Here is an 18,834-nt window from a genome sequence, read left to right on the forward strand (position 1 = left end):
TTTTGTACATCAAACTATTACAAAAATGGAACAAAAAATATCGCTTAGAACAAACCTGCAGTTAGGTATTTACCGGGTGATTGATCCCGTTGTGAAAATTCTGATCAAGGTTGGGTTAACACCAAACGCGGTTACATCAATTGGTTTTGTGCTGAATGTAGGTGTTGCAGCCATTTTTATTTTAGGTGCCGAAGAAGGTAACCGCGGCGATTTGCGTTACGTTGGCTGGGCAGGCGGTTTAATATTGTTTGCAGGCTTGTTTGATATGCTTGACGGCCAGGTAGCCCGCTTAGGCAATATGAAATCGACTTTTGGCGCACTGTACGATTCGGTACTTGATCGTTATAGCGAATTAATCATGTTCCTGGGTATATGTTATTACCTGGTAGGGCACCACTATTTTATAAGTTCGATAGCTGCCTTTATAGCGCTCATCGGTTCTATGATGGTAAGTTATGTAAGGGCGCGTGCCGAAGGTTTGGGTGTTGAAGTGAAAGGCGGATTAATGCAACGGCCCGAGCGTGTAGTTACTATCGGTGTTTGCGCGTTAATAAGCGGTATTGTAGCCCAGTATATTGGCGGCAATTACAAATTGTTTGTACCGGGAATTAAGTTTCACATATTTGAGCCTATATCAATCTTTACCTTCCCATTGGTGTTGCTGGCTGTGCTAACTAATATTACAGCCTTTAACCGGTTAAGGGAAGCAAAAAGAGCCCTGATAAAACAACAGGAAGGCTCGTAAGTGGTGAGTGGTGAATAGTGAGTGGTGAGTTTGAACTTATAAAGCGGATTAGTTATTTCGCCGAGGTATCTAATTAAACTTGGTCTTCGTCAGATAATCGTCGACTTGGATTTTACGGCCTTGAGACCCCGTTAAAATATCGTACTTTCGCAGCTAAGCTGGTTGCGGCTTCGGCGCAAATCAAATCAATATAAAAGATTAAATAACAGGCAGAGAAATCGTCAAAAATTTTAAACCTGATATATTATGGCAAAAAAAAATTATGTATCTAACTCACAGGAATCTGTGAGGATGTTTAAGAGTAACTTTTTAGAGGGTTTATCAAAGGTGCATTATACTGTACCCTTGTATATTTTTGTACCGGTTATCATTTATTCAACCTACCTGACTTTTAACGCAGGTATTGGTTTTATAAAATACACCGAGCTGTTTATTTTAGGCTTGTTCGTCTGGACAATTACCGAGTACATTATGCACCGTTTTGTTTTTCACCTTAAACCCAACGAAAACTGGGAATGGGCAAAAAGGCTGCATTTTATTATGCACGGTGTGCATCATGATTACCCAAGCGATGCCAAACGTTTGGTATTGCCACCATCGTTGAGCATTCCGCTGGCCACCGGCTTTTACTTTTTATTTAAATGGATATTGCCCGCCGATAATGTTTTTGGCTTTTTCCCGGGCTTTATATTAGGCTACCTGTTTTATGATATATCGCATTATGCTATGCATCATTTTAACTTTAAAAGCGGCCTGTTTAAAAAAATAAAACAACACCACATGCTGCACCACTACCAGGATCCCGACAGGGGTTACGGAGTTAGCTCGCCGCTGTGGGATAAAATATTCCGTTCGGGATTCTTAAAAAAATAAGGTGAATACTGCTGCTCACAACGGTGTAACAATCAATACCAAAACAGTACTTATTGTTACGCTCATTTCAATAGGGTATTTAGTACTCTCCTACTTTTTAATTGGTTACAAAAGTGACGAGCTTACGCTTGTGCTGATATTTAATTCCCTTTTTTACGCCTCGGCTGTTACGCGTAAATTTATTCTCGGCTTCAGTATCTTCATCGTTTACTGGATCATATTTGATTATATGAAGGCTTTTCCTAATTATAATTTCAACGCGGTACATATAGCCGATATTTATAATTTCGAAAAACGCCTGTTCGGCATCCACTACAATGGCAGTCTGCTTACACCAAATGAATATTGGCGCATAAACGGTAATACAGTTATTGATGTTATGGCAGGCATATTTTACCTATGCTGGATACCTGTACCACTTGCTTTTGCAACCTTTTTATTTTTTAAAAACAAAAAACAGTTCCTCAAATTTTCACTCACCTTTGTGCTGGTTAATTTATTGGGCTTTGTGGTTTATTATGCCTTCCCTGCGGCCCCACCCTGGTATGTACAATATCACGGCTTACAATTTCATCCCCTAACCCAGGGCAATACCGCCGGGCTGGCTAAGTTTGATGCCTTTTTTCATGCCGGCGTTTTTAAGTCCATTTATGCCAAAGGCTCAAATGTATTCGCGGCTATGCCATCGTTACATTCATCGTACCCGGTTATTGTTTTATACTACGGTATTAAAAACCGCCTGGGTAAATCAAACTTATTTTTTGCTGTGGTAATGCTGGGCATCTGGTTTACCGCGGTATATGCCAGCCACCACTATGTGCTTGATGTGCTGGCAGGTATCACCTGCGCCTCTATCGGCATTTTCCTTTTCAATTTTTCGCTGGCGCGATCAAAGGCATTACAACATTTCATCACCCGGTATGAACAGACTATTGTTTAGTACATAATACTAATACCGGGCTTAAATCCTGTCCAGTTTTGTGTACCAAATGCAATGTGCAAAAAAAGCCCGCCAATTGTTAAAAAAAAAACATCGCTTGGTTTTAACCTAAAAAGTGCCATTCAGGCTCAAAAACCAATAATTTTTAATCAGCCCGTCTGCTAAGCGGTAAAACCGGCTAACCGGGCACATTATTTGACTAAGTATATATTAAATATATTGGTATATTCGATAAGCCCTATATGAAGAAACTGCTTACTTGCCTCATCTTTACGTTCTTAGCCGGATCCAAATTATCAGCTTACGCTGGTGACCTGGATAGCCTTAAGCAAAAATTACAACTCACAAGCGATTCATTAAAAGGCCCTATCTACAACGCGATTGCGCAGGAATACATGCATTACGATACGGTTAGCAACAGAAACTTAAGGCACTATTACAAAAACGAAGCGTTAAACTATTCGATGCTTGCTTTGCACGTATACTCCGGCATGAACGATTCTTTAGGTTTGCGCACTTGTTACAACAACCTGTCAAAAATATACAGGTCTCAGCATAATTACAGCCAGGCCAAGTGGTTCATACTGCAATCAAACACCATATCCCGTTTAAAACATGATATTCCTAATATCATCACATCATTAATCGAGCTCTCGGCTATAAAAAGCGATATCAAAGATTACACCCTTGCCATGGGCGATTTAAACGAAGCCTTAAAAATAGCGGTAAAAAATAAAGATCCCAGGAATGAATCGGCGGTACAGGTAGCCTACGCTAATTTGTACCGGCACATGAAAAATTACGACAAAGCAGCCGTAGCCATAAAACGACATGAATTTTTAGACGACAGCATCCAGAAAACAGAGGAAAGCAAATTGGCGATGCTCAGCAAAAAAGATTCTGTTCAGATCAAAAAGCAAGACTCTGTCATCGTCAAAAAAAAAGTATATACCTCCAGCTTCAAACGCGGCTCCAAGCTCGCCTCGGCAAGGCATACAGTCTCATTGTAACACTTATTGTTGCCCTTGCGGTAATGGCAACAGCTGTAATGGTTTATTACTGGCGGAGTAAAAAGCGAAGCCGGCGGCGTATAAGGCCCAGGAAACCGCGGTAGTAATACAACCATCAACAAGCCCTAAGAAGCACCTAAATTTGATTTAGATTATTTATTATATATAAAAATCATTGTCGTTGACTTTAGTCAACGGAATAATGACCAAAAGAAGGGAGGCTTTAGCCAAAATTCGCTTAAATAATTGGGCTAAAGCCCGTGATAGGACTTTGCTTTTACCGTTGACTAAAGTCAACGGCAATAAATAATCTTCGTTTTTGGACAGCCCTAAGCAGACCACTGTTATCCGCATACAAGGCCGCACCAACAAAAAGCAAATTTCTCTGTTAGGACATACTAAACCTCATTCAATTTTGTTTGTCTGATAAGTATATGACTAAATCATTTTTACGCACTATATATTTAGCTGCCATATTATTAATGTGCGGTAAAGCCTACGGGCAAACCGAACAATTTAAAAGCGAGTTTTTAAACCGGATAAACCAAACCCGTACAAAGGGATGCAATTGCGGCGATAAATATTTCCCGCCGGCCCCTGCCCTAACCTGGAACGATAAATTGTTTGATGCCGCCACCGCCCACGCAAAAGATATGGCCAAACGCGGCTACTTTAGCCATACCAGCAAAGATGGCCGCAACATGGAAGACAGGATAGTTTTGGCAGGCTATAAGTTTAAAGGGTTTAAAAGCTTTACCATAGGCGAAAACATTGCCCAGGGCCAGCAAAGTATAGCCGAAGTAATGGATGGCTGGTTTAAAAGCGAAGGGCATTGCCGAAACCTCATGAACCCCGATTTTAAAGAGGTTGGCGTAGCCGAATATAAAACCTACTGGGTACAGGATTTTGGCGGCCGCACACAATTCTCGGCCGAACAACAAAAACTAATCAAATCAGGAAAGTATAAGCTGATACAGAATTGATTGATGTGCAGATGGGAATTAATTAATGTGCAGATATGCAGATTTCAGATGTGCAGATGGAATAGCGGGCAAACTAATAGGCAAATTTCGGATGTGCTGTTGCGGTTTTCAAAGCATGCCAATTCTTAAGTCACTGACTCTTAGCTAATAAAATTTTTAATATTTCACTTGTTTCGCACTCTACGCTTTTGCATCTGCGCATCTAAAATTCGCACATCTGAAATCTGCACATTTGAAATCTGAAATCTGCACATCTGCAATCCGCACATCCGCATAAATTTACTACTTTTGAAATAATGCTGCCCGCTACCAATCATACACTCGAAAAACTGGAGATTTTGCTCAAAACAGCAGGCTACAAGGTGCGGTATGAGAAAGGCAACTTTAAAACCGGGGCATGCCTGTTATTAAACAGCCGCATGGTAATTGTAAACCGGTTTTCGAACCTGGAAAGTAAAATTCTGGCCCTGGTTGAACTGCTCCGCGAACTGGAAGTGGATTTTAGATTGCTGGATGACAAACAGGTTGCATTTTTACAGGACATCAAACAAACAAAATTGCAGCTGTGACCATAACATTTTTAGGTACCGGAACATCGCAGGGCGTACCTGTTATTGCCTGCGGGTGCGAGGTGTGCACATCTGCCGATGCATACGACAACCGTTTACGCACCTCCATTTTAATAGAAGCCGAAGATAAAACCATTGTTATTGATTCGGGTCCCGATTTCAGGTACCAGATGTTGCGTGCAGGCGTAAAACGTTTAGATGCCATTGTATATACCCACGAACACAAAGACCATATTGCCGGGATGGATGATATCCGGGCATTTAACTATTTTCAGCAAGGCCCTGTAGATGTTTACGCCGACTTCAGGGTACAGCGCGCGCTTGCCCGCGAATTCCCTTACGTATTTGATGGTACAGGATATCCGGGTATTCCGCAGGTCACTGTGCACCCTATCGGTTTAGATCCTTTTAATATTGGCAGCGTAAAATTTATCCCCATCGAGGTTCTGCATTACCTGCTGCCGGTACTGGGCTTCAGGATAAATGATTTTACCTATATCACCGACGCCAAAACCGTATCAGAGGCCGAAAAAGAAAAAATAAAAGGCTCAAAAATATTGGTGATCAATGCCCTGCAAAAGCAAACCCATATCTCGCACTTTACGCTCGATGAGGCTATTGATTTTGCCATCGAAATTGGCGCTGAAACAACTTATCTTACCCATATAAGCCACCGCCTGGGCAAACACCAGGATATATCGGCCGAGCTGCCACCCAATATCCGGCTGGCTTATGATGGTTTAAAACTGGAGATTTAAAAGAACGCTTTAGAAGCTATCTAAAAATGATTTATTGATGTTTTTATACTTCAATGAAGCATATCCATGCGTCGTTGTGAGTATCCATCAGTTAAAACCTAAAAAAATGAGGATGACGTGTTGGCTTGAGAGCATCACAACAACTATATCATTGATTACTTCGTTCCTTATAATGACACATTTATAGGCCATTGATTATCAATATTAAAACACCGTCATTGCGAGGCACGAAGCAATCCCGAACTATGTGGGACTTAGCATGTCGGGGATTGCTTCGTACCTCGCAATGACGGTCGTTTAAGACATTGTTTTAATTATATTAAAATAATGTCTGGCAAGGCTGTGTTATAAATCGATATAACTAATCCTCTCTATTGCACCTTTGTATTGGTTTAAATGCCCTGTATCGTGGGCATCAACCCGCCCCTTTATGGTTACATGCTTATTATTTATTGGGGTAAACTGGCCATTATTATATTGGAAAAGGCCGATACGCGTTCCCTCTAAATAAAGCGGGCAGTCGGGGTTAAAATTTATCCAGATGGCATGCCCTGCCGAGTGATCGGCAAAAAAGTTATCATTAAACAAGGCCGATTGCTCCGGTGCTTCTATATATTTACCCGTAACCTCTACATATTGCCTATCGTACTTTTTAAGGTTCTTTACCAGTTCGGTAAAAGGAACACGCTTATAAACGGGCGAGAAATCGTCATTGCAATCGCTTTTAAATACCTGTTTGCCATGGCCGCAGCCCAACAAAGCTATCGTTAAAATGGCCGGGAGTAATATTTTGATCAGACATTTTAACATCATCAGGAAGTGTTTATGTTTTTAAATTTGAAGTTACTTTAAATTAAAGCTGTTTATGTACTGTAATGGCATTTATACAGTAAAACAAGCCCGTTGTTCTGCAACAGCGGCAGTTTCACAACCTTAAACGTAGAAATGGAAGCTGGTGATGAAGCACGATGACTTAATCTTAAATGGCCTAATCAATGTAGCTAAATCTTTACCGCCGGTTATCATCTCCATAACACTGTTTTCATATGTTTGAATTTTATCAGGCGCTCATGAAAAAATTCACTCTCCTATTTATATTAATCCAATTCTCAACCCGGTTATTTGCCCAGGTAGATACATCGCAGCAAGTAATCCCCGGCCGTAAAAACAGCATCGCGCAGCAAAAAAAACCTTATGTCATATTAATTTCTGCTGATGGTTTCAGGTATGATTATGCCGAAAAATACCGGGCTAAAAATCTGCTGGCGTTAAGTGCACAAGGCGTTAAAGCGGCTTCGATGATCCCATCCTATCCCTCGGTTACGTTTCCTAACCATTACGCGTTGGTAAGCGGTTTATACCCTTCGCACTCGGGCCTGGTTAACAATACTTTTTATGATCGTGATCGTAAAGATTCTTATTCGATGAGCAAAAAGGATAAGGTTAAAGATGGCTCATGGTATTACGGCGCGCCGCTATGGGTATTGGCCGAGCAGCAACATATGCTTTCGGCCAGTTTTTACTGGGTTGCATCCGAAGCCGCGATTCAAAACGTATTGCCAACCTATTATTACAACTATAACGAAAAGATTGACATTCATAACCGCATACAAACAGTGGTTAACTGGCTTAACCTGCCTGCAGAAAAACGGCCGCATTTAATTACATTCTATTTTCCGCAGGTTGATCATGCCGGTCATGTATACGGACCCGATGCCCCTGAAACAGCACACGAGGTGCGTTTTGTGGATTCGGCTGTGAACGAACTTAATAAAGCAGTAAAGACTACCGGCCTTAAAGTGAACTTTGTTTTTGTATCAGATCACGGGATGACCAAAGTGGACAAAGAGAATCCAATTGGCATCCCGGCAGCTATCGATACCTCCAAATTCATCATATCAGGCGATGGCATTTTGGTTGAACTGTATGCAAAAAAAGCTACTGATATCCCGGCCGCCTATCAAAACCTAAAAGCAGCCGCAACAGATTATGATGTATACCTGAAAACCAATATGCCCGCCAGCATGCACTACGGCAAAACCGATGATTGGCATAACCGCATTGGCGATATATTACTGATACCCCATTATCCAAAAGTATTTAACCTGTACAGCAAAAAAATTAATATCGGCTGGCACGGGTATAATCCACATAAAATAAAAGATATGCACGCCACATTTTTAGCCTGGGGCCCGGCATTTAAATCGCATACTCAAATACCGGCTTTTGAAAATGTGGATGTATTTAATTTGATAAAACGCATATTAGGGCTTACTTATACCGGCAAGGTTGATGGCACCGGCAAGTTGGTGCATAGCACATTAAAAAAGTAATGCCCCAGCTTAAGCAAGGTGTGGCCATCCAGTCTGAAAACGCATCGGCCGCATGTTATCGTTAATTGTATACCAAACGTTAACTGCTAACCGTCTGCGCATAAACCGGCTGTACGCAAATACATGGTGTAACATTTTAGGTTGATAATTTTTTATCCCACAAATATTTTGTTATTTGTAGATGCTTTTCAACAACCGGTTATGCACAGACGAAATTTTCTTAAAACAGGGTCATTAGCTGGCCTTACGTTATCAACATTAGTTGCCACATCATGCAGCCAGCCGGCGGCAGACGATAAGAAACCGGATACCACCGCTACAGACAGCAAAGACGACCTGTTTGAGCTCCTGGAAGTTACCATAACAGATTTGCAGGAAAAAATGAAGGCCAAACAATATACATCGCGCCTGCTTACCGAACTTTACCTGAAGCGAATTGATGAAATTGACAAGAATGGCCCTAAGCTAAACTCCGTTATTGAATTAAATAAGGATGCTTTAAATATGGCCGATGCCATGGATAAAGAGCGGGAGAAAGGCAAAGTACGCGGCCCCTTACATGGCATACCAGTGCTGATAAAGGATAACATAAATACCGGCGATAATATGCATACCACAGCCGGCTCGCTGGCGCTGGGTGATAACTATGCCAAACAGGACGCTTTTATTGTACATAAACTGCGTGAGGCCGGTGCTGTGTTGCTGGGAAAAACCAATTTAAGCGAGTGGGCCAATTTTCGTTCAACGCATTCAACCAGTGCCTGGAGCAGCCGGGGCGGGCAAACCAAATGCCCCTACATCCTCGACCGTAACCCCAGCGGATCAAGCGCCGGTTCGGGGACCGCCGTAGCGGCCAACTTATGCACCATAGCCATAGGTACCGAAACCGATGGATCGATAGTATCGCCATCATCAGTAAACGGGCTGGTGGGCATTAAACCAACGGTAGGTCTGTGGAGCAGGTCGGGGATTATCCCTATCTCTAAAACCCAGGACACGGCCGGCCCTATGGCCCGCACGGTTAAGGATGCGGCTATTTTTTTAGGGGGTTTGGCAGGGGTTGATCCACAAGATAGTTTTACCCTGGCCGGCAAAGGCAAGGCCGAGGCTGATTACACCAAATTTTTAGATGCCGACGGCTTAAAGGGCAAACGCCTCGGGGTCGAAAAATCGGCATTGGAGGGCAACCCTGCCATGGTGGCCTTACTAAAAGACGCTATTAAAACCCTGGAAAGCAAAGGCGCTACCGTAATTGAAGTTGAGTTGAATAAAGAGCTGAAAGATATTGGCAAAAGCGAGTTCCCGGTTTTATTATATGAATTTAAAGATGGGCTAAACCAGTATTTAAGCAACGCTAACAGCAAAGTAAAAACCCTGGCCGATGTAATTGCCTATAACAAGCAAAACGACGCCAAAGCGATGCCATTTTTTAAACAGGAAACCCTTGAACTGGCCCAGGCCAAAGGCGACTTAAATACCGAAGAATACCTAAAAGCCGTAAAGCAAACAAATGCCGGCACCCGCAAAGCGATAGATAAGATTTTAACCGATAACAAGCTGGATGCCATCATAGGCCCTACCAACGGCCCGGCAGTTTGCGTCGACCTGGTAAATGGCGATTATGATAACGGCTTTAGTTTCTCCAGCCCGGCTGCCATGGCAGGATATCCGCATATTACGGTACCCATGGGATTGTTGCATGGTTTGCCTGTCGGTTTATCATTTTTCAGCACCGCCTGGAAAGAAGGCGATATTATTAAGCTGGGGTATGCTTATGAGCAGGCGAGTAAAAAAAGGGTTAAGCCATTGTTTAAGGTGGATTTGTTGGGGTAATAGAGAGTGGTTGATTGGGTGAGTTGTTGATTGAGTTAAACTCTGCGCACGATATACGCCGTACTACCAGACTTTTATTTCAACTTTTTCTAACTTAGCCCAACCGTTCACCAATAAGCTTACTATGGAATTTGGCAAAGTAGCACCCGAAGAATTACCCTTAATAGATTTTACACTTCCGCCCGATACAGAACTTACAACTACGGTATTAGCTACGGCTAAAGAAAATGAACCGATACAGGTTCACGTTGGCTGTGCCAAATGGGGCCGCAAGGAGTGGATCGGGCAAATCTATCCGCCAAAAACCAAAGAGGCTAATTTTTTAGATGAATACGTAAAACATTTCGATTGCATCGAACTGAACGCCACCTTTTATAATGTTTATGGCCCCGATACCATTGCCAAATGGAAAGCCAAAGCCCAAAGCAACCCCAATTTTAAATTTTGCCCCAAGTTTTCGCAGAGTATCAGCCACATCCGCAGGTTAAAAAATGCCGATGATATTACTACAACTTACTATGAAGGCATCATGGCTTTCGGCGAAAAGCTTGGGCCGTTATTTTTGCAATTGAGCGATAACTACACCCCTAAAAGCTTTCCCGAACTGAAAGCATACCTGGAAGCTTTGCCCAAAGATGTACCCGTTTTTGTAGAGCTGCGGCATAAAGAATGGTTTGCCCAACAGGAAAACAGCGACAAAGTATTCAGCCTGTTCCGCGATCTTAATATTGGCGCCGTAATAACCGATGCCTCCGGACGCCGGGACGTAATACACATGAGTTTACCTACACCTCATGCCTTTATCCGGTTTGTGGGCTGTACTGATAAAATAGGCGAATACAGCATTGATGAAGCCCGCCTGGATATGTGGGTAGAAAGGATAAAAAAATGGCAGCAGGAGGGTTTAAAATCGGTTTGGTTCTTTATGCATCAGCATGATGAACGGTTTTCACCCATACTGTCGGATTATGTAACCAAAAAATTAAACACGGCCCTTGGCACAAATTTACTTCGCCCCAAATTCATTGATCCGCCAGGTGGTTTATTTTAGTTTGATACCAGTCCCGAAATCACATTAATGCTTAATGCCACAATAGCGGTATTAAAAGCAAAAGATATCATCCCGTGAATCCATGCCAGCCGGCGGATTTGCCGGGACGAGATCTCGATATCCGATACCTGGAAAGTCATCCCCAACACAAAGGAGAAGTATACAAAATCAAGGTAATCAGGCTCAAAACCCTTCTCATCGCCTGGAAATTGCAGTCCGCCCAAAGGTTTGATCTTGTTATCACCGTCGGTATCTGTGGCGTAATACATGTGGGCATAACGCAGGGTAAATATGGTATGCACCAATATCCAGGAAATGATTACCGACGTCATTCCCAACAATACATGCCCTGTAACTACTGCGGGAGATAGCTGTTTAGATGATTTAAGCAGGAAGAAGATCGCCAGCAAACTGATAACAGACGCGATAATTACGAATGCAAATATCAATACCCGGCTGGAATCCTCAATTTTGGCTATCCGCCTAACCTCCTTCGGGTGCGACGACAGGATGATTACCCAATCCATCACTATAACGCTCAACCCAAATGCCGACCAGGTAACCAATACTGCTGCTGGTATGCTAAAACGCCCCCAAATAAAAGCCAGGGTAGCTGTAGCTACAATGAACGACACCAATAAACGGTGATGAGTATCTAACCGTAACCATAATCTTGATTTCCGAGGGGCGCTTGCCGGCATATTGAGTTATACTATATTAAGTACAAGGCAAATATGATAAACAATTGTGTAGAAACTATGAATTAATCTTCATCATCAACAATCCAGGCTACCCGGCCAACCTGGCCGTCGTCCAGTTGTACCTTGATGCCGCGTGAATGGTATGAAGAACTGGTTAACAGCCTTTTCACAATGCCGCGGGTAAGGGTGCCGGTACGCTGGTCTTTTTTAAGGATGATATTCACTTCCAGTCCGGGGTATATGTCGCTTCTGTTTTGTCCGTTCATTTTTAGGATTACACTGATTTGTAGACTGATTTCACCGATTATTACTTTACTAATCCCTTTATTGCCGTTTCAACTTTCCCAAAATCAAAGTTAGTCAGCAGCTTATCAAATGCAGCGGTTATATGCTCGTTACCCAGGTTGCCTATACTGCCTTCGTGGGTATGGTTTACAGTTTTATCAGGGTTAAAATCGCCTTGTTCTATAGCTAAGCCCACTTGTTTGTAAGCATCCCGGAACGGTGTTCCGCTTAATACCATGCGGTTAACTTCCTCAACGCTAAACAGGTAGGCGTACTTGGGATCCTTTAGTATATCAGCATTCACTGTTATGTTTTGGAGCATGAAGGTGGCCATATGCAGGCATTTCTTCAGGTCGGCAAAGGCGGGGAACAGGAGTTCTTTAAGCAATTGCAGCTCACGGTGATAGCCGGATGGCAGGTTGGTGGTCATCATGGCCACATCGGTGGGCAGGGCTTGCAGGCGGTTGCATTTGCCACGCATAATTTCCCAAACATCCGGGTTTTTTTTGTGGGGCATAATGCTGCTGCCGGTAGTTAACGTATCGGGATAGCTTACAAAGGCAAAGTTCTGGCTAAGGTAAAGCGCTTGGTCCATAGCCATTTTGGCAAGAGTAGCTGCTATACTCGATAACGCCTGGGCGATGATCCGCTCAGTTTTACCGCGACCCATCTGGGCGTATACTACGTTGTAATTCAGGCTATCAAATCCTAATAACTGGGTAGTTAGTGTACGGTTAAGCGGGAACGACGAGCCATAACCGGCTGCCGAACCCAGGGGGTTTTTGTTGGTGATTTTATAAGCAGCCAGCACCAGTTCCAGGTCATCGGCAAGGCTTTCGGCATAGGCGCCGAACCAGAGGCCGAACGAGGATGGCATGGCCACCTGCAGGTGGGTATAGCCCGGCAGCAGCACGTCTTTATGCTGCTCGCTTAGTGTAATCAACTGGCGGAAAAGGATTTCGGTTTCCTCAACTACCTGTTGCAGCTGGTGACGGAAGAATAATTTGAGGTCGACCAGCACCTGGTCGTTGCGGGAGCGGCCGGAATGGATCTTTTTGCCGGCATCGCCAATGCGTTGGGTAAGCAGCATTTCTACCTGCGAGTGTACATCCTCTACCCCATCTTCGATGGTGAAATTACCGGCCTCAATATCGGCATAAATGGCTTTAAGCTCGCGCTGAACAAGCTCAAGATCAGCATTATCCATCAGGCCAATACTTTCAAGCATACGGGTGTGGGCCAGAGAGCCCAGTACATCAAAGGCGGCCATTTCCTGGTCAAACTCCCTATCCTTACCTACGGTGAAATCCTCTACCAGCTGATTTACATTAGTGGTTTTTTGCCATAACTTACTCATGGTGCAAATGTAGAATTTAGTAGCAAGATTTTAGTATCAAGTCGCAAGTATCAAGATTTTTAGCGGGGCGGTTACAACCCAGGTCTTGATACTACCACAAGGTGTTCGGTTTTTTACGGGGATAAACAAGCGTTCGGAAATTGCTTCGTTCCTTATAAGCCGGATAAACAAACAATAGCCTTTGCCTTAAACGCCTCTTTTTTGTCGCACCTGGCCCTCACCGCTATGAATGCCGTATTTTATTTTTGATATTTATTTAGCAAAATCGGTCATAAAAATTAACACTAAAACCAACCCCATGAGAACTGTAACTTTTGGCATGAATATCAGTATAGATGGCTGTTACGAACACACCAAATTTAATGGCGATGAAGAAATTCACCAATATTTTGCCGACCTGGCGCACGACGTAGACCTGGTGGTATACGGACGTAAAATGTACGATTTGATAGTTCCGTACTGGACCGAGGTGGCCAAAACCCAGTCGGGAACGGCAGCGGGCAATGCGTTTGCGCAAACCGTTGTCGACGTTGATAAAATTGTTTTTTCGCGCACCCTCCAAAGCGTGGAAGGCAATACACGCATTGTGCGCGACAACCTGGAAGCCGAAATCCTGGACCTGAAACAGCAGCCTGGCAAAAAAATCTCCATCGCCGGCGTAAGCCTGCGTTCGCAACTCATGGCGCTCGGCCTGGTCGACGAAATTCATATAGTAATTCACCCGGTAATTGTTGGCGAAGGAAAAAAGCTGATGGATGATTTCCCGCTGCCGGAAAACCTAAACTGGAAACTGGTGGATTCCAAAGTTTTTAAATCGGGATGTGTTGGGTTGCATTATGTGAAGGGGTAAGGGCGGCGTTGCTGTCAAAAACAGGTTTGGTAGGTAAGCAGAAAGCGTACTTTTCCCGCCACCATTTGGCCCTGCAAAACGTACAGCTGCGGCTTAGCCTGCGGCAGAGGGAAATACTTGCGGTAGCCGGATGATATTGCACCATGTCCGTGATGTTTTCCATAGCCCATCCAATTTAGTGCAGGTCTTGTGTATGGGCTTTGAGGTGTGGTTAATCTGCTTTATGATATTGTCTTGTCTTTCAATAAGTCACAAGTCCTCTACTTCACAATCAGCCACACAAGCCAAAAAGGGGCACAATTACATTTAATTAACTCTTTAAATTTAGCCACGCAGTTAAAGAGACAACTCATAGTCAGTTGGTAAACAATTTGCAGCTAAGAAATTGCTTAATACTCATATAATTATTTACAAGAAATTTTGAATTACTAATAATATTAGCATAAATTTACAAAGCGATTATTAAGAAATTACTAATAATTACCTTATGTTTAATGCATATATGGGTTTAAATAGTGGTTTTCATTTGGTAAACATCTTTTAACTAAAAATGGATAAAGATTTTTTTATCAGTGAATTAGATTTTGGCCGAGCTGTATCAACTGCAGATGAAAATTTACATATATCTGACTATCAGAGGGATATTATTCAACTCGCCACAACATTTGGAGTTGATCAGGTATATTTTTGCGATGAGTTTCCTGCGGTATTTATCAAGCACGTTGCAGATTTTTCAGACACTAATCTGAAAGAAATAATTAATATTCATCATAAGGTCTGGAACTTTAAAAAGGTATTACAGCTTTATATCATATCAGACTTCGAGATTCGTATCTATAATTGTGTAGAAAGGCCGGTTTATTTATCGGACAGTCTTACGGATATTGAAAGGGAAACGAGAAAAATAGAGTTATACCGTTGCTCAAAGACGGATAAAGAAAAGCTTAAAACCTTAAATAATATTTTCTCACGAATCGCAATCGATACCGGTGTGATATGGAATCTGGAAGATGCGAACGCTGTCAAAAAGAAAATCAACCTACAACGTCGGGTTGATAAGTATTTGGTCAATAGCCTGATTAATGTTGCCCAAAAACTCCAGCAAAATGGATTAGGGAATATTGATTTAATCCATAAATTAATCATGCGTTCTTTATTTTTGCTGTTTTTGGAAGACAGAGACGCCACTGATGCCAATTTTTATCAAAATATAAAGGTAAACGCTGAAAGTTATTTTGACATACTTCCGGATGTTGATGCTACCTATAAGTTATTTGAGGGTTTAGAAACGCACTTTAAAGGAAATTTATTTTCGGTCAGTGCCAATGAAAAGGAATCAGTTAAACCTTCTCATTTAGAGGCGATTAAAAGATGCTTCATCAATGGGTATGAGAGTGCCGAGCAAACAACACTTTTTGATAACTGGAGATTATTTAACTTTAATATCATACAGATCGAACTGTTAAGCGAGATTTACGAAAATTTCCTGTCAGAAATTGATTTAAAAGAAAAGGAAGAAACAGGGACGTTTTATACCCCGCCATCACTTGTAGAATTAATATTAAATGAGAAATTGCCGATTAACGGTGGCGAAACGGAATACAAAATTAAAATACTTGATCCTGCATGTGGGTCTGGAATTTTTCTTGTAGAAAGTTTCAAAAGACTGATTAAAAGGTATGAAAAAAATAAAAACGAAAAACTCACCGATTATACCGTATTAAAAAAACTTCTTTTAGATAACATTTTTGGCATCGAGATAGACCCAAAATCTGTAAAAGTCGCTGCTTTTAGTTTGTACCTTGCTTTACTGGAGAATCTAAATCCAAAAACTTTATGGCAAAAAAAAGAACTGCCCAATCTGATAAACGATCCCGAAGATCAGACATTAAAAGAACAAGGACATAATCTTTTTTGCAGAGATACGATCGCGGTTAACCCCGAGATTGAAAGTAAAAAATTCGACCTAATCCTGGGCAACCCGCCATTTGGTATCGGAAAGCTAACCGACACGCTTCGCAATTACTGTGATCAATATGGATTTGCCAAAGAAATGGTTCTTCCGTTTATTCACAAGGCTACACTATTATCGCCAAACGGTGATATCGCTTTGATATTCAATACTAAAGTTTTAACGAATGGCGGTACAACTTATCAGAATTTCAGGAAGTGGTTATTCAATGAGTGCTATGTCGAAAAAATATTTAATTTTTCGATTCTAAGAAAAGCGCCTCAAAACTTTGGCGGACAACTTTTTGGCTCAGCCGTTGGCCCAATCAGTATCGTATTATACAAAAGCAAGGCACCTAAAATTATCAATGACCGTATTTTATATTATGCACCTAAAACCTATGTAAAAATGGATGTTTTAGAGGGCATTGTCATTGATAAAACCGATCTCAAGTTTTTACCAAGAGAGCTCTGCAAAGACCCCAAAACTAAGATATGGAAAGTTGCTATGTGGGGTAATTTAAATGACCTGCAACTGATTAACAAGTTAATTGCCAAATCTACTGATATTGGTGAAGTTCTTTTGGAGAAAAATATCCAGAATGGCGTTGGTTTTCAACTGCTGACACAAAGCTCGGACAAACCAAGCAGAAGCGAATATTTAGAGTCATTACCTTATTTAGACGCTGAACATATAACCAGGTATTATACCAATGAAAATAATTTAAAGCCAATAGTTAAGTCGATTAAAACGAAAAAGGCTACCGAATTTTATACAGCCTTTAATAAAGTAAGAACACTTTATGACCTTCAAAAGGTTGAGGTTTTCAGGAGGCTTGGCGATTTAGCTGCTTATAAAGCGCCACACATGGTTTTAAAAAAGGGTCTGGAAAACAACTCTATATGCGCATCTTACCTGGACAAGGACTGTTCCTTTAGAGATGGTGTATATGGATTCTATGGCAGTTCTGAAAATGCTGAATTTTTAAAAACACTTGTTGGCTATTTCAATTCCAAATTAAGCGCTTATTTTCTGTTCCTGACTATTTCATCTTATGGAATTGAAAGAGAGCAAATCATGAAAAATGAATATTTGTCCATTCCATTTAACCTCAATGAAACAGATCAAAAAGTTTTAGCTGATCACGTAGAATCATTTAGGAAGCAACCTTTTTTAATGCCTAAGCCATCTTCGATATTTAATGATGATATCGAAAGCTTAATCGCAAGAAGCTTTGATCTCTCTGAACGAGACAAGATTTTGATAAACGATATTGTGAATATTAACATGGACCTATTTCACAGACAGGAGAAATCACTAACCCTTTTTCCAGTATTGGATTATCAACCTTACGCTGACATGATCTGCTCGGAGATAAATAATCTTTTGGATCAGACCGAGTTAAAAGTTTATGCTACCATGTTCCTTTCACAGCATAGTAGCCCGCTTTCCCTTCTTAAACTGACCTTTAGCGATGAAGGTAAACCAGCGAGTGTTTCTAAAGAAGATCTTAATGAGGAATTAAAGGCCCTTGATAAAAAGCTATATCAAAAGCAGGCCGCCAATATTTATTTCAGAAAAAAATTAACCTATTACGAGGATGATGATATTTTTATCATTCGCCCGAATCAGCGACGGTTTTGGAGTTTGACAATGGCAATGGAAGACGCAGCTGATCTGATCGTAGAAATCTTAAATATGAAATAAAATGCTAGGTCAACTGAATATTAAATATGCCAACATTTTACGCCAACAATTTGAATTTCGTTGTTTAAATTTAATCATTCAAGCATACCAGGCCGCACATATTAGTAAAACAATTACGCTAACTTTTGACGAAGAAGACATTACCGAGGTTTTAAATAATTTCTTAGATGATAATCCCCAACGTTTAGCATGGCAAATTGCTACCAATACAGAGAACCGTTTGAGGAACAATAAGGTAGTTAAAGTAAAAGGATTTTCGAAGCAGGCAGCAAGGATTGATTTAAGGTTTACGACCGTAACATCTTCAATGGAATATCGCTATTACATGGAAGCTAAAAATCTCAAGATTAAAAGTTCTGCGTTAAAAAGGCGCTATATCAAAACGGGTATAGATAATTATATATCTACCAAATACAATGGTGGTTTTTTGGTTGGCTACGTATTGCAGGGAAACATCAGTGACAATGTTAATGGCGTTAACAAACTATTGATTAAAGATAAAAGAGCCACTGAAATCATCACGTTAAGTGCTACAAAAATAGCAGGCCTTGATCAATTCTTGTCGACACACCCGACATTAGAAATAAAGCACATGTTTTTCGATTTTACTTGAATCATTGATGGCTATTTTCGGGCTTGTTTTCGCGTTGTTCCATTGCCAAATTAAGATTTTCAAATAGGGCCTCGCCCTCGTTGGTCTTCCCCTACCGCGCTTTGTTGTGTGTCGTCACCAACAAATATCGGCGTCAAATAACAAGTTTTATGCCGACAATCCAACAACATGCATCTGCTCACCCTCTTTTTCACAGCCATAACTCAAACGCACAATGCCCGACGAAAATACCTGCGTGTTGGTTAACCGCATTTGTAAATTATGGCTGAGCGTGG

The 18,834-nt window shown here is 41.6% G+C and carries 17 protein-coding genes; 13 read left to right on the forward strand and 4 right to left on the reverse strand.

Features of this window, described 5'->3' with window-relative positions; translation table 11 throughout:
* Window positions 1-25 precede the first annotated feature (25 nt).
* From AC1DXF_RS11640 to AC1DXF_RS11670, 7 genes are all read left to right on the forward strand, one after another.
* On the forward strand, window positions 26-745 hold the full coding sequence (locus tag AC1DXF_RS11640; RefSeq protein ID WP_477448708.1) for a CDP-alcohol phosphatidyltransferase family protein: 720 nt from the start codon (window positions 26-28) through the stop codon (window positions 743-745).
* A 246-nt stretch (window positions 746-991) separates the two neighbouring features.
* Window positions 992-1,618: a sterol desaturase family protein gene (locus tag AC1DXF_RS11645; protein ID WP_477448710.1), complete on the forward strand. Its 627-nt coding sequence runs from the start codon at window positions 992-994 to the stop codon at window positions 1,616-1,618.
* Between the two features lies 1 nt (window position 1,619).
* Window positions 1,620-2,558, forward strand: a complete 939-nt coding sequence (locus AC1DXF_RS11650; RefSeq protein WP_477448712.1) for a phosphatase PAP2 family protein — start codon at window positions 1,620-1,622, stop codon at window positions 2,556-2,558.
* 242 nt (window positions 2,559-2,800) lie between these two features.
* Window positions 2,801-3,568, forward strand: a complete 768-nt coding sequence (locus AC1DXF_RS11655) for a hypothetical protein (RefSeq protein WP_477448714.1) — start codon at window positions 2,801-2,803, stop codon at window positions 3,566-3,568.
* 434 nt (window positions 3,569-4,002) lie between these two features.
* Window positions 4,003-4,551, forward strand: a complete 549-nt coding sequence (locus AC1DXF_RS11660) for a CAP domain-containing protein (RefSeq protein WP_477448716.1) — start codon at window positions 4,003-4,005, stop codon at window positions 4,549-4,551.
* A gap of 296 nt (window positions 4,552-4,847) precedes the next feature.
* Window positions 4,848-5,120, forward strand: a complete 273-nt coding sequence (locus AC1DXF_RS11665) for a hypothetical protein (protein ID WP_477448718.1) — start codon at window positions 4,848-4,850, stop codon at window positions 5,118-5,120.
* Window positions 5,117-5,878, forward strand: a complete 762-nt coding sequence (locus tag AC1DXF_RS11670) for an MBL fold metallo-hydrolase (protein ID WP_477448720.1) — start codon at window positions 5,117-5,119, stop codon at window positions 5,876-5,878. Before AC1DXF_RS11665 ends, AC1DXF_RS11670 begins: the two co-directional genes overlap by 4 nt.
* Before the next feature lie 345 nt (window positions 5,879-6,223).
* On the opposite strand, the gene AC1DXF_RS11675 is transcribed toward AC1DXF_RS11670, so the two are convergent.
* Complete coding sequence (locus tag AC1DXF_RS11675) at window positions 6,224-6,691, reverse strand: hypothetical protein (RefSeq protein WP_477448722.1); 468 nt, start codon at window positions 6,689-6,691, stop codon at window positions 6,224-6,226.
* 257 nt (window positions 6,692-6,948) lie between these two features.
* On the opposite strand from AC1DXF_RS11675, the gene AC1DXF_RS11680 reads away from it, so the two are divergent.
* The 3 genes from AC1DXF_RS11680 (at window position 6,949) to AC1DXF_RS11690 (ending at window position 11,095) form a co-directional block, all read left to right on the forward strand.
* Window positions 6,949-8,211, forward strand: a complete 1,263-nt coding sequence (locus AC1DXF_RS11680) for an alkaline phosphatase family protein (RefSeq protein ID WP_477448724.1) — start codon at window positions 6,949-6,951, stop codon at window positions 8,209-8,211.
* Window positions 8,212-8,412: 201 nt separating this feature from the next.
* Window positions 8,413-10,044: an amidase gene (locus tag AC1DXF_RS11685; RefSeq protein ID WP_477448726.1), complete on the forward strand. Its 1,632-nt coding sequence runs from the start codon at window positions 8,413-8,415 to the stop codon at window positions 10,042-10,044.
* Between the two features lie 124 nt (window positions 10,045-10,168).
* Window positions 10,169-11,095, forward strand: coding sequence for a DUF72 domain-containing protein (locus AC1DXF_RS11690; RefSeq protein ID WP_477448728.1), 927 nt, complete (start codon window positions 10,169-10,171; stop codon window positions 11,093-11,095).
* On the opposite strand, the gene AC1DXF_RS11695 is transcribed toward AC1DXF_RS11690, so the two are convergent.
* The 3 genes from AC1DXF_RS11695 to argH form a co-directional block, all read right to left on the reverse strand.
* Window positions 11,092-11,730, reverse strand: a complete 639-nt coding sequence (locus tag AC1DXF_RS11695; RefSeq protein ID WP_477448730.1) for a DUF1345 domain-containing protein — start codon at window positions 11,728-11,730, stop codon at window positions 11,092-11,094. The two genes, AC1DXF_RS11690 and AC1DXF_RS11695, sit on opposite strands and share 4 nt — an antisense overlap.
* A gap of 128 nt (window positions 11,731-11,858) precedes the next feature.
* Window positions 11,859-12,062 carry a YwbE family protein gene (locus tag AC1DXF_RS11700; RefSeq protein WP_477448732.1) on the reverse strand — a complete coding sequence of 68 codons (204 nt, stop codon included), beginning with the start codon at window positions 12,060-12,062 and terminating at the stop codon, window positions 11,859-11,861.
* Window positions 12,063-12,103: 41 nt separating this feature from the next.
* Window positions 12,104-13,438, reverse strand: coding sequence for an argininosuccinate lyase (argH, locus tag AC1DXF_RS11705; protein ID WP_477448734.1), 1,335 nt, complete (start codon window positions 13,436-13,438; stop codon window positions 12,104-12,106).
* 298 nt (window positions 13,439-13,736) lie between these two features.
* On the opposite strand from argH, the gene AC1DXF_RS11710 reads away from it, so the two are divergent.
* The 3 genes from AC1DXF_RS11710 to AC1DXF_RS11720 all read left to right on the forward strand — a co-directional run bounded on the left by AC1DXF_RS11710 (window position 13,737) and on the right by AC1DXF_RS11720 (window position 18,559).
* Window positions 13,737-14,288 (forward strand): dihydrofolate reductase family protein, encoded by a 552-nt coding sequence (locus AC1DXF_RS11710; RefSeq protein WP_477448736.1) that lies wholly within the window; start codon window positions 13,737-13,739, stop codon window positions 14,286-14,288.
* Window positions 14,289-14,838: 550 nt separating this feature from the next.
* Window positions 14,839-17,946, forward strand: a complete 3,108-nt coding sequence (locus AC1DXF_RS11715) for an HsdM family class I SAM-dependent methyltransferase (protein ID WP_477448738.1) — start codon at window positions 14,839-14,841, stop codon at window positions 17,944-17,946.
* Window position 17,947: 1 nt separating this feature from the next.
* The gene (locus tag AC1DXF_RS11720; protein ID WP_477448740.1) at window positions 17,948-18,559 is read left to right on the forward strand and encodes a hypothetical protein; all 612 of its coding nucleotides are present in this window, start codon (window positions 17,948-17,950) and stop codon (window positions 18,557-18,559) included.
* The last annotated feature ends 275 nt before the right edge of the window (window positions 18,560-18,834 follow it).

The sequence above is a fragment of the Mucilaginibacter sp. P2_A5 genome (genome assembly GCF_056404995.1).